The sequence below is a fragment of the Tenacibaculum pelagium genome (assembly GCF_014062345.1).
In the GTDB taxonomy this organism is placed as follows: domain Bacteria; phylum Bacteroidota; class Bacteroidia; order Flavobacteriales; family Flavobacteriaceae; genus Polaribacter; species Polaribacter pelagius.
On the sequence record NZ_JACGLS010000004.1, the window covers coordinates 18,368 to 31,278 of the forward strand.

Annotated in this window: 11 protein-coding genes and 1 tRNA gene; 7 read left to right on the forward strand and 5 right to left on the reverse strand. The window is 31.0% G+C overall.

Annotated features, from left to right (window positions below; all coding sequences use genetic code 11):
• Positions 1–6: 6 nt before the first annotated feature.
• The 5 genes from H3Z83_RS09080 to H3Z83_RS09100 form a co-directional block, all read right to left on the reverse strand.
• Entirely contained in the window at positions 7–2,475 is a 2,469-nt protein-coding gene (locus H3Z83_RS09080; RefSeq protein WP_182125173.1) for a TonB-dependent receptor, read from the reverse strand.
• 128 nt (positions 2,476–2,603) lie between these two features.
• Positions 2,604–2,674 (reverse strand) — tRNA-Cys (locus H3Z83_RS09085).
• A gap of 55 nt (positions 2,675–2,729) precedes the next feature.
• Positions 2,730–3,092: a dihydroneopterin aldolase gene (gene folB, locus H3Z83_RS09090; RefSeq protein ID WP_182125174.1), complete on the reverse strand. Its 363-nt coding sequence runs from the start codon at positions 3,090–3,092 to the stop codon at positions 2,730–2,732.
• 23 nt (positions 3,093–3,115) lie between these two features.
• Positions 3,116–3,328 carry a zinc ribbon domain-containing protein gene (locus H3Z83_RS09095; protein WP_182125175.1) on the reverse strand — a complete coding sequence of 71 codons (213 nt, stop codon included), beginning with the start codon at positions 3,326–3,328 and terminating at the stop codon, positions 3,116–3,118.
• A 49-nt stretch (positions 3,329–3,377) separates the two neighbouring features.
• Positions 3,378–6,191: a VPS10 domain-containing protein gene (locus H3Z83_RS09100; protein ID WP_182125176.1), complete on the reverse strand. Its 2,814-nt coding sequence runs from the start codon at positions 6,189–6,191 to the stop codon at positions 3,378–3,380.
• Positions 6,192–6,325: 134 nt separating this feature from the next.
• Here H3Z83_RS09100 and H3Z83_RS09105 point away from each other — a divergent pair, with 134 nt between their 5' ends.
• The 7 genes from H3Z83_RS09105 (at position 6,326) to H3Z83_RS09135 (ending at position 12,869) form a co-directional block, all read left to right on the forward strand.
• A complete protein-coding gene (locus H3Z83_RS09105) occupies positions 6,326–7,228 on the forward strand; it encodes a RimK family alpha-L-glutamate ligase (RefSeq protein ID WP_182125177.1) in 903 nt (300 codons plus the stop codon).
• Positions 7,195–8,160: a succinylglutamate desuccinylase/aspartoacylase family protein gene (locus H3Z83_RS09110; protein ID WP_182125178.1), complete on the forward strand. Its 966-nt coding sequence runs from the start codon at positions 7,195–7,197 to the stop codon at positions 8,158–8,160. Before H3Z83_RS09105 ends, H3Z83_RS09110 begins: the two co-directional genes overlap by 34 nt.
• 78 nt (positions 8,161–8,238) lie before the next feature.
• Entirely contained in the window at positions 8,239–8,490 is a 252-nt protein-coding gene (locus H3Z83_RS09115) for a hypothetical protein (protein ID WP_182125179.1), read from the forward strand.
• 136 nt (positions 8,491–8,626) lie between these two features.
• Positions 8,627–10,006 carry a DEAD/DEAH box helicase gene (locus H3Z83_RS09120; protein WP_182125180.1) on the forward strand — a complete coding sequence of 460 codons (1,380 nt, stop codon included), beginning with the start codon at positions 8,627–8,629 and terminating at the stop codon, positions 10,004–10,006.
• A 65-nt stretch (positions 10,007–10,071) separates the two neighbouring features.
• Positions 10,072–10,839: a DUF4382 domain-containing protein gene (locus tag H3Z83_RS09125; RefSeq protein ID WP_246337521.1), complete on the forward strand. Its 768-nt coding sequence runs from the start codon at positions 10,072–10,074 to the stop codon at positions 10,837–10,839.
• 79 nt (positions 10,840–10,918) lie between these two features.
• Positions 10,919–11,503 (forward strand): Crp/Fnr family transcriptional regulator, encoded by a 585-nt coding sequence (locus H3Z83_RS09130; protein WP_182125182.1) that lies wholly within the window; start codon positions 10,919–10,921, stop codon positions 11,501–11,503.
• A 73-nt stretch (positions 11,504–11,576) separates the two neighbouring features.
• A complete protein-coding gene (locus H3Z83_RS09135) occupies positions 11,577–12,869 on the forward strand; it encodes an aminopeptidase P family protein (protein WP_182125183.1) in 1,293 nt (430 codons plus the stop codon).
• Positions 12,870–12,911 lie beyond the last annotated feature (42 nt).

Consider the following 12,911-nt stretch of genomic DNA (forward strand, 5'->3'; position numbering starts at 1 on the left):
GAAGGGTTAGTTTTTGTAGATATACTTTAGTTCATAGTCATCGAAATTAATAGCATCTTTCGATTTTTTGGCATAAAAGTCTATTACTTTTTTTAACAAATATAATTTTATTTTTAATTTATCTTCCTTATTATCAATCATTTTAAACACACTTCCTCCTTCTTGATTAAAAAAGCCCTTTAAGTAAGCGTCTCTTTTTACTATCGTATTAAATGTGGTATACTTTGTAATTACAGATTTCATCCAACGGTGGGTAACTAACTTTGTTAATGCACCTTTCTGTTCTTTTTCTAAAACAGCATATTCCTCTTGTAATTCTTTAGGGTAAGTTTTTATATCTTGAGGCGTTTTATTCCATAGTTCATGTTTCACTACTTCTTTATTTACCTTGGTATAATCTATCTCTATAGCATAGTCTAGCGATAACCTATTGATATCTTTTGATAAATCTTGAATTACTGAAAATAACAATTCATTGTATTTTTTCTCATAGTTTTTTATATCATGTAAGTCCTTCAAATACTGAATCGCTTTTATCTTATATGCTCTCTTATTTTCCTCTTTAGCAATCTCCTTTCTATAATCATCTAATTTTTGCTTCTTGTAATTTGGCATGTCTTTAAACAAAGTTGATTCACTAAGTTTTTTTAACTTAAAATCAATCATTGGTATAGTACCTTCGTATATAGAATCTTTATAGGTAAACTTTATAAAATTCTCTTTTTTATTTTTAACTTTCTTTTTCTTAGTTTTTTTCTTGAATCGAATATCTTTAGAACTAAAGCTGCCAAAAGCATAATTATAACCAAAGGTTATTGTTAAATCTTTTCGTGACTTTGAGAGCGATTTTCTATATTGATTTAATACGTTTAAATTAAAATTATGTCGCTTTTTATATACATAACGAGCTCCCAATCTTAAATTTATAATTTCCCCTTGTTTGGTTCCGTTATTAATACTTTGATTATAACTAACTGCTGATGTTAATTTTAATTTTTTATTAAGATATGCTTTACTTGCAGAAACTGTAGGTCCTGCAATAATTCCTTTATTTTGAGGAAGCTTACTATAACTTCCATTTAAAGCTCCAGATAGTGTTAAATTATCATTTGGATACGCTATTGTGTACACAACATTCCCATTGTAAAAACTAGACTCATCTTTTTCTGCTGCTTTATTATCTATTTCATTTACTGCGTTTTGAAATGTGAATCCCACATTTATATTTTCTCTTTTTTGTTCTGAATTTGTTAAAACATAATTTACGTTTAAATTAGAATTTTGAGATATTTGAGATATGTTCGCTTTATCTAATTCATTTTCTATTTGAGAAACTTCGTTTATATAATCAAACTGATTTTTAATATTTGTAAATGACTGGAAGCTAGAATATCCTGCTGTAACATTTAGTTTCTCTGATGCATTATAATTAGCGTTTAAAGAAAAAACCAATCTTCTTAATTGGCTAGTTTTTGCTCCATCTAAATCATCTTTTTGCAAACCTGCATTAACGGTTATTCCTAATTTTTCTTTAAATATTCTTTGAGAAGCATTAACTGTTATATTTTCTAAATCGTTGTTAAAATAATAACCTCCTAATGTTTTGTAATTAGGATCTATACGTTCGTAGCCTAACCCTATAAGCCCTTTTCCAAATTGGTAATCTATATTAAAGTTATACGCTTTATAATACTGCGTACTTACGTTTGTGTTTAATAAAAAATCTAAAAAACCACTATTTTCTTTACCAGCTCTAACATCTTCTGTTAAAGCAGAAACGGCTAATTCGGCTTTTACACTTAATTCATTTGTTAACTTATAATTTCCGTCAACACTTATTACCGCATTTTCTTTAGGTTGAATATCTTTTTCTATTGGTATTTCATTTTTTAAAGAAGTTTTTTCATCCTTTGCTTTAAAAAAAATAGCACCTATAGTTCCTTTTTCTAATTTATAGGAGGTTTTTATTCCGTATCCATTCCTTTTATAATTAGCAACTCCATTAAGATTATCAACTTGATACTCTCGTTCCTTTAAAAGCCTACCATACATTACACTTACCTTAAATTTATCACCAGGGGATAAATCAAACCCAATTCCTGTAAACTGATGCCCACTTAAAGTATAAGGAGAAAATGTCATGTTTACATCTCCAATATGTGCTGTTACCCATTTATAACTAGGATGCAAACTTAACCTGTTAAATGAAAAAGGATTATTTTTTTGAAATTTTGCATTCGAATAAGAAAACGAAAAAGGAATATTGTATATATCACTAATATTTACATTCACATTACCTGATAGGATATAAGTAAATGGATCTCTATTAGAATCCCCATTATAATATATTGCATTAGCTGCAACACCGCCTGTCAATTTAAACAAATCAGCATTTCCGATTTTATCTAAATTCTGGGAGAAAACTATTGAAGGGAATAATAATATTATTAATAATATTATTTTTTTTGTTTTCAACTTAGCAATTTATTGAAATGCAAATAAATAGCTTTTAATAAAAAAAAACAAGTAATTTTCAATTACTTACATTTTAAATCTAAAAAATAAAAAAACCGTTATAAATCAAATAATTTATAACGGTTTTGAGGTGTCGAGCGGATTCGAACCGCTGTAGATGGTGTTGCAGACCACTGCCTAGCCACTCGGCCACGACACCTTATACTAATAAGGACTGCAAATTTACAGTTTTTATCTTTTGATGCAAGGTTTTTTTAACTTTTACGCACATCTTTTAAAATGACAACTACTTCTTCTACATTTCCTCCTATTGGCGGATTAATTTTAGCCACACTAACTTCCGCTTCTTCAACGAGTTGAATCTCTTTAAATATTCTATCTAAAATTCGCTGCGCTACATGTTCTAATAACTCAGAACGTATTGCCATCTCTTCTTTTACTATATAATTTAGATGAACATAGTCTACCGTATCTACTAATTTATCAGATTTTGCGGATTTTTGCAAATCTGCTTTCACCTCAACATCTACTCTATATTCTGAGCCAATTTTTGCCTCTTCATCTAAACATCCATGATTTGTAAATAAACGAATGTTGTTTACGCGTATAATTCCCATATAAGCAAAGATACCAATGTTTCTTAATTCCCAAAGAAATCAAAAATATTACTTAATGCACTTGTACTAGCTTTATAAAACTCTGTATAACTACATCTTTTACAAGTAACACTTGAATATTTTTCGGTTTGAATATTAAAAAATTTAGACCAAACTCCACCTGTAGCTCTCATTTCTCCAATTACATAATCTTTACTTGCACACTTAGGACATGTATAATTTAAAGGTTTATTCATTGATTATTATTTTACCTATTAGAGCGCAAAAAGGTAAAAATGTTACAGTTTATTTTATTTCAAACGTTTGTTTATTACCGTTTAACTCCACTCTATACTTTCCTTTAGGCAAATAATAAACATCGTTTTTAGCTTTTTTAATTACAGCATCTTTATGCTGTTTTAAATATGCTTTTCTTCCTTTATCAGAAAAAGAAACATCATACACCATTTCATTAAAACCTTTTTCTGCATCAGCTTGAAAAGAATTTACTAATACATCACCAGCATAAATGCTTACTGTAATTTTCTTATCAGAATTCGAATAATATGGAATTGATAGTTTTGGGGTGTTTGGCTTTAACCATTTGCTCCATGAACTTCCCCAAGAATTACTTTTACGAAGATTTTTTATTGAAAAAACAGCTTCTTTATTTTTATATTCTTGTAAAGCAGCTATATCTGCTTTGTATAAACTACGCCCGTGTGTACCAATAATTAAATGCTTTGCCTTTGGCTGAATTACTAAATCGTGTACCGCTACATTTGGTAATCCATTTTTAAATGGTTGCCAATTGTTTCCTTTATCAAAAGAAACATACAACCCGTTATCCGTACCTAAGTATAAAATATTTTCTTTTTTAGAATCTTCTTTTATCACATTCACAGGTGATGAAGGAATATTGCTGCTGATATTTTCCCATGTTTTTCCATAATTGTTAGACATGTATACATAAGTATTAAAATCATCCCAACGGTATCCATTTAAAGTTACATACACTCTTTCTTTTTTATGTTTTGATGCAATTACACGACTTACCCATAAGTCTTGTGGAAATGAATTAGATATTTTCTCCCAGCTTCCACCTCCATTTTTAGTAACATAAACCAATCCATCATCCGAACCAACATAAATCAACCCGAATTGAAATGGACTTTCTGAAATTGTAGTTAAAGTACCATAGGCTACATTTCCTTTTTTTCCACCTTTAGTTAAATCATCAGAAATAGCTCCCCAAGTATCTCCTTTATCTAAAGAGCGATGTAATTTATTTCCTCCTAAATATAAAATATCTTGATTGTGTTTTGATAACTGAATTGGAGTTTGCCAATTAAAACGATATGGGTTTTCTCCTAATTTATGCTTAGGCTGAATGTATTTGTTCTTCCCTGTTTTTCTGTTAATTCGATAATAATTACCAAACTGATATCCAGTATATACTATGTCTGGATTTCTATCATCAACAGCTACTTGCATTCCATCTCCGCCCATGATACTTTCATACGGGTTTTTACCTGACTGTTTCCATGCTTTATTAATCTTTGCATTATGATTCGCTACCCAAACTCCATTGTCTTGTAAGCCTCCATATACTTTGTAGTTCTTCTGATTATCTGCATATACCGTGTAAAACTGACCAACTGCTGGCTGATTCGCTTTTATCCAACTTTCACCATCATCATACGAAACATTTAGCCCACCATCATTTCCGTCAATTAAATGCCCTTGTTTTTTAGGATTCACCCATAAAGCTTGATGATCGGCATGTACGTTTTCTTTACTAATAGAAGTAAATGTTTTTCCGCCATCTTTCGATTTTAAAATAGGAACTCCTAAAACGTAAATTCCATTTTCGTCTTGTGGATCAACTCTAACTTCACCAAAATAATATCCGTATGAATAATATAAATCATCTAAATATCCTTCGTGCATTTTTTTCCAAGACTTACCACCGTTTGTAGTTTTAAAGACTTCAGCACCTATAACTGGAGTATCAAACAACAAGGTATTCGCATTTTCTAAATATTTTGCTAAATCATTTGGTTTTACAGAACCTGATCGTACCATTTGCTTTACATTTTCTGCTCGGTATTTTTCTTGAAAACCATTCATCTTTAAATAGGTGTTCAACTTTTTGTCTTTTAATTTTAAAAATGCATCAACCGACATGGTTTTAAAATCATCTTTTGTTAAAGCATTCGTTTTTTCTTTCTTTTTCTTCTTTTCTCTTCGAAATTGGCTATCGTGAAAAGCATACACTATATTTTCATTAAAAACTGCTAAACCAATTCTACCAACGCCATTTCCGTTCGGAAAACCATTATTATCTGAAATTTTTATCCAAGAATTTCCTGCATCGATAGATTTATAGATTGCTGAATTTTCTCCATCACCATCAAAATTCCAAGCTTTACGATTACGCTCCCAAGCAGCAGCATATAAAACATTGAAATTATTTGGCGCTGGTTGTACATCTATAATTCCCGTGTTTTCATTTATAAACAAGGTTTTTTTCCATGTTTTTCCACCATTGGTAGTTTTAAAAATACCGCGTTCTTTATTTGAAGAATATAAATGACCTATTACTCCAATAATTACCTCATCTGAATTATTCGGATTAATCAAAATTCTTCCTATATGATGTGAATCTGTTAATCCAACATTACTCCAGGTTTTACCTTTATCAGTAGATTTTAAAATTCCAATACCTGCATAACTTGATCGCGATGAATTATTTTCACCTGTACCCACCCAAATCGTTCCGTTTTTCCATTCTACAGCAATATCTCCTACATTTTGTGTTGGCGAATTATCTAAAACAGGCGTAAATGTTGTTCCATTATTATTAGTGTACCAAACTCCACCAGAAGCATATCCTACATAAAATTCAGTGGTGTTTTCAGGGTTTACATCAATATCAACGACACGACCACTCATTACTGTTGGTCCTATGCTTACGAATGGAATGTTTTTAACTAAAGACGTTTTTTCTAATTGCTCTTTTTGCCCTAATGATTTTTGAATAATCTCAGCTGAAGTAGCTTGTTGACCAAAAGCACTAGAAGTTAATACAATTATTAAAAAATTTAAAAGACGTTTCATTTTTGTTTGGTTTAAGACGATGAATTTACTTCATGCTAATTTGAAATCAAAAAAATTAACAGAATTCTATTTTAACTCTTTTCAATCTTATAAAGAAAAAAGATTAGATTTGTGAAGGTACAATTATTACAGCTATGAATATTTTTATACTCTCAGTAAGTGAGCATATTTATTCTACCCAAAGAATATACAAAGAAGCTAACCGTCGAGGACATAAAGTTAGAGTGGTTAACCATTTAAAATGTTCTATAAAACTAACCAATGGTAAACCTGAAATAATTTATGAAGGTGAAAATATTATTGATATTCCTGATGTAATTATTCCAAGAATAGGTGCTTCAGCAACTCGTCATGGAGCAGCTGTAGTTAAAGAGTTTGAAATGAATGGCGTGTATAGCACTGCTACTTCCCTTGGTATTTTAAGAGCACAAAATAAAGTACGTACTTTACAGATAATGAATCGCAAAAATATTCCGATTCCTAATACTTTATTTTCTGTAAACCCAGAAAACATAAGCGAACAAATAGATTTATTAGGTGGAGCTCCTATTATTATAAAACTACAAGAAGGAACTCATGGATCAGGTGTAATTTTAGCAGAAAGTAAAAAATCTGCAAAGTCAATAATTGATACCATGTATAGTACCAATACAAGTATTTTATTACAGGAGTTTATACAAGAAAGTAATAGTGAAGATATTCGTGCTTTTGTTGTTAATGATAAAGTTATTTCTTCTATGAAACGAAAAGGTCTTGAAGATGATTTTCGCTCAAACATACATCAAGGAGGAAGTGGTTTTAAAGTTGATTTATCTCTTGAAGAGGAAAAAATGGCCATTAAAGCCGCACAACATTTAAGTTTACCTGTTACCGGAGTAGATTTAATTCGCTCTAAAAGAGGACCTTTACTTATCGAGGTAAATTCAACCCCTGGCTTGCAAGGAATTGAAGCGTATACAAAAGATAATATTGCCAAAGCAATTATTAAATTTTTAGAAGAAAAATGTTTGAACAAGGATTCAAAAACAACATCGTAGAAATAAGAGGACAAAAAATTGGTTTAGGAGAATCTAAGCTGATTAAAATACCTGTTGATAGGTTGCCTACTGGTACATTTATTGAAATTCCTGTGTATGTTTTTAATGGAGATGAACTTGGACCAACTGTTTTACTGCAGGGAGGTTTGCATGGTGATGAAGTTAATAGTGTAGAACTAGTTCGTAGAATGCTTATTGATAAATCATACAAGATTCATCGAGGTTGTGTTATTGTAGTTCCGTTGTTAAACGTTTTTGGTTTTCTAAATTTATCTCGCGATATGCATGGTAAAGATGTAAACCGAAGTTTCCCTGGCTCAAAAAGTGGTTCGTTAGCAAGTAGAATGGCCTATTATTTAATGAAAGAATTGATTGAAAATGTAGATTTTGCTATAGATTTTCATACTGGAGGAGCGCAACGAAATAACTTCCCACAAATTAGATATACTCCTGAAGATGAAAGAGGTTTTGAATTAGCAAAATTATTTAATGCACCACTAATGTTTGGTTCTAAGCTAATCCCTAAATCTTTTAGAAATCAATGTTATAAAAACGATATTCCTGTTATTGTTTATGAAGGAGGAGAATCTTTACGTTTAGAAGAAAATGCTATTCAACAAGGAATAAACGGAACACTTCGTGTTTTAAAACATTTTAAAATGATTCGCAAAGATGTTGAAGTTCCTCAAAACTCAATGTCAATTCAAATTACAAAACGAAAATGGATTCGCGCAAAAGTTGCTGGTTTATTTAATCCAAAAATCACAAACGGATCTAAAGTTAAAAAAGGACAAGTTATAGGAAATATTATGGATACTTATGGAGAAACAAATTTCGAAGTAAAAGCTCCTGTTGATGGGTATATAATCGCAAAAAACAACTTTCCGATTGTTAATATGGGAGATGCTTTATTCCATATTGGAAGCATCTAACAAACTGGTTATATTTGGTTTATTGATTATTTTTCACTTTCTTTAGAATCAATTAACTAATTAAAAAATTAAAAAATTATGGAATTACTTATTAGCTTATTAAGTGGTGCTGTTGGTGGTAACGTCGCTGGTGCTTTATTAAAAAAGTTTTCAATGGGTACCCTTTGGAATTCTGTTATAGGAATTTTAGGTGGTGGTCTTGGAGCTCAATTATTAGGAATGTTAGGTATTGATATTTCTGGTATCATCGGTAACATTGCTGGTAGTGGTGTTGGTGGTGGTGTTTTAATGGTTATCATCGGCCTTATTAAAAGTGCTATGAACAAATAAGTTAAAATAACATAGTATATAAAAAAAGACGCCTTACTGGCGTCTTTTTTTATATACTATACTTAACTAATAAATAGCAGTACCTTTGTACACTCATAGTAACCATTTATTTTTTAGAGTTACTTAATAAAAACATATGACATTTAAATCTTTAGGATTATCTGATGCTTTGTTAAAAGCCATCAAAGAAAAAGGATACGATACTCCATCACCAATACAGGCTAAGGCAATACCACATATTTTAGAAGGAAAAGACGTATTAGCTTCTGCCCAAACCGGTACAGGTAAAACAGCAGGTTTTACATTACCAGTTTTACAACGATTAGCAGATACAAAACACCCAAAATATCGACCAGTAAGAGCATTAGTATTAACACCTACAAGAGAATTAGCAGCACAAGTTTATGATAATGTAAGAGAATATAGTACACATTTAGATATAAGATCGGCAGTAGTTTTTGGAGGTGTAAAAGCTGCTAGTCAAATAGCAACTTTAAGAAGAGGGGTAGATATTTTAGTAGCCACTCCTGGTAGGTTGTTAGATTTACACGATCAAAAAGCTGTGTCGTTTAAAAGAATAGACGTACTTATTTTAGATGAAGCAGATAGAATGTTAGACATGGGTTTTGTTAGAGATATTAACAAAATCATAAGTTTTATGCCTGCAAAGCGTCAAAACTTATTGTTTTCTGCGACTTTTTCAAAAGAAATTAAAAAATTAGCTGAAGGAATTTTAAGAAACCCTGTTTCGGTTGAAGCTGCTCCGCAAAACTCAACTGCCGATAAGGTTTCTCAAAAAGTTTATAATGTTGATAAGGGTAAAAAAACAGAAGTAGTAACCAACTTAATCAAAGACGGTAATTGGAGTCAGGTTTTAATTTTTACCAGAACTAAGCACGGTGCTAATAAGCTTACTAAAAAGTTAATTGGGTCGGGAGTTTCTGCAGCTGCAATCCATGGAAATAAAAGTCAAGCAGCTCGTACCAAAGCATTAGCTAACTTTAAGAGTAATGACATTCGTGTTTTAGTTGCTACTGATATTGCTGCTCGTGGTATTGATATTCCGTTATTACCTCATGTTATAAATTTTGAATTACCAAATGTACCTGAAGATTATGTACATAGAATTGGTAGAACTGGTAGAGCTGGAGCAAAAGGAGAAGCAATTTCTTTAGTATGTAGCGAAGAAACTGAATACCAAAAAGAGATAGAAAAAATCTTACGACAAAAGTTAGAAACAGAAATTATTGAAGGCTATGAGCCTACAGATACCGCTGGTCCTAAAAGAGCAGCTACTCAAAAGAAAAAATCTGGAAAGGGTAAGAAAAAAGGTGTAGGTGCTACACACAGAGGAGCTGTTAATAGAAAACCTAAAAAAGACCGACCTAAAGAAAGCTCAAACAATAATGAAGGTAGATCTAGAGGAGTAAAGAGAAATGACTCTTCTACTAAAAATCATAAACCTAAAAAAAGAAATAACAGAAGACCAAAAAGAACTCAAAAACCTAATAATTAAACATCTACAACAATAATTCGGCATAAATATTGTTTTAATTAATGCATAACAAAAAATCAAATATCATGAAAAAACATATTTTATTCTTATTTGCATTAACAACAATTTTTGCTGCTTTTGTTAGCTGCTCAAGTGATGACCCTAAGACTTCACAAGTTGCGGTTCGTTTAGTAGATGCTCCAGGTGATTACGAAGAAGTAAATATAGATGTTGCTGATGTAATGATTAATCGAGAAAACGGTTGGGAAAGTTTAGGTAATATTACTCCACAAGTGTACGATATACTAAAATTAACTGGTGGTGTTGATGCTTTATTGGTGGACACTGAAATTCCTTCAGGAAAAATTAATCAAATTCGTTTAGTTTTAGGAGAGAATAACACTTTAGTTAAAGATGGAAAATCTTATCCTTTAGATACTCCAAGCGCACAACAATCAGGATTAAAATTAAATGTACATCAAGATTTAGTTGGTGGAGTTAAATATACTTTCATTTTAGATTTTATGGTTGATAAATCTATTGTAGAAAAAGGAAACGGAACCTATAGTTTAAAACCAACTATTAGGGTAACTACTGAAGCTTTATCTGGCGCAATTTCTGGTAAAGTAACTCCGTTTAATTATCAAGTAGAAGTAATTGCTGTTTCTGCTACCGAATCCATTTCAACATTTACCAATGCTGATGGTGCTTTTATGTTACACGGTGTGCCTGTTGGCACTTATCAAGTAACCTTTACACCTGATGCCGCTTCTGGTTTATCTGAAAAAACAATTAATGATGTAAATTCTGTACTTGGTGAAAACACTAATATGGGAGCTATAGAGTTAGAATAATTACTTTGTATAAATAATCTAAAAAGGATGCTTATTAGGCATCCTTTTTTTATACTTTTAAACTAAATTTTTCGCTTTGATGGAATCTTCAAAAGAACATATTTCACAATACATACAAACTGTTGTAAACAATGATTTGTTAAGTTCTTTGATTCCAGAAATTATAGCCTGTTTTTCTTTTAAAAAGCTTTCTAAAAACGAATATTACGTTGAAGAAGGTAAAATATGCAAATACTTTTGCTACATAGAAAGTGGAATCTTACAACATTCCATACAAATATCTGATGAAGGAAAAACTACTTATTTAGGATTAAAAAACTCTTGTACAGCCTCCTTAAAAAGCTTTTTACAACAAACTCCTTCTCGTAAAAACATAAAGGCATTAAGTGCGTGTAATTTATGGGTGATTTCTATTAATGACTTTAAACACCTATTAAACAACAATAAAGCCTTCAATCAATTCTATTACAACTTAATCGAAAATCAGATTTTTTTAATTGATGATTATCGAATTGATTTACTGACTTTAACTCCAGAAGAACGTTACCATAAACTATTGGAAAACGAACCTAAATTATTACAAGAAGTTCCGCTTCATTATTTAGCTTCCTTTCTCGGAATTTCTACTAGGCATATGAGTAGAATTCGAAAAAATATAAAATAACGCCAAATGGCTAATATTTGCATGTATTCTTTCATTATTTTTGAAAAACATTATCAATTTTAATTGAATTATTATGAAATACCATCCAATAAATAGCAAACTGTTTATTAAAAATCGTAAAAACTTTATGGCACAAATGAAGCCAAATAGTTTAGCTGTTTTTAACTCAAATGATATATATCCTGTAAGTGCTGATAGTACTTTACCTTTCGAACAACATCGTGATATTTTCTTTTTAAGTGGTGTAGATCAAGAAGAGAGTATTCTAGTTGTTTTTCCTGATTGTCCGAAAGAAAATTTACGTGAAGTATTGTTTTTACGTGAAACAAACGAACATATTGCTGTTTGGGAAGGAGAGAAATTAACTAAAGAAAAAGCCTTAGCAACAAGCGGAATAAAATCTGTTTTTTGGCTACAAGATTTAGAAAAAGTTTTGGCTGAAATGATGGCTTTAGCTGATACCGTTTATATAAATACCAATGAACATTATCGTGCTTCGATAGAAACTGAAACTCGTGAAGCTCGTTTTACAAAATGGTTATTAGCAAAATACCCTGCGCATACTGTAGCTAAGAGTAATCCTATTTTACAACGCTTACGTTCAGTTAAAGATCAAATAGAATTAGATTTAATGCAAACCGCTTGTAACATAACCGAAAAAGGGTTTAGACGTGTGTTAGATTTCGTAAAACCTGGGGTTTGGGAATACGAAATTGAAGCTGAATTTATCCACGAATTTATTAGAAATCGATCTAAAAAATTTGCTTATACACCGATTATTGCTTCAGGTAATAATGCCAATGTATTGCATTATATTGAAAACAATCAGCAATGTAAAGCTGGTGAATTAATTTTAATGGATGTAGGTGCTGAGTATGCAAATTATTCATCAGATATGTCTCGTACCATTCCTGTTTCAGGTCGTTTTACCAACAGACAAAAAGCAGTATACAATGCTGTAAACAGAGTAAAAAATGATGCTACAAAATTATTAGTTCCTGGAACTATTTGGGCAGATTATCATGTTGAAGTTGGTAAACTAATGACTTCAGAATTATTAGGTTTAGGTTTATTAGATAAAGCTGATGTGCAAAATGAAGATCCAAAATGGCCAGCATACAAAAAGTACTTTATGCATGGTACTTCGCACCATATGGGATTAGATACGCATGATTACGGATTATTACACGAGCCAATGCAAGCAAATATGGTATTTACTGTCGAGCCTGGTATTTATATTCCTGATGAAGGTTTTGGTATTCGTTTAGAAGACGATGTAGTTATTCAAGAAAAAGGAGAACCTTTTAACTTAATGCGTAATATTCCTATTGAAGCAGACGAGATTGAAGATTTAATGAATAAGTAGTTAATTACTTCTTAAAAGCCATACAGGATCAAGTTTGTATGG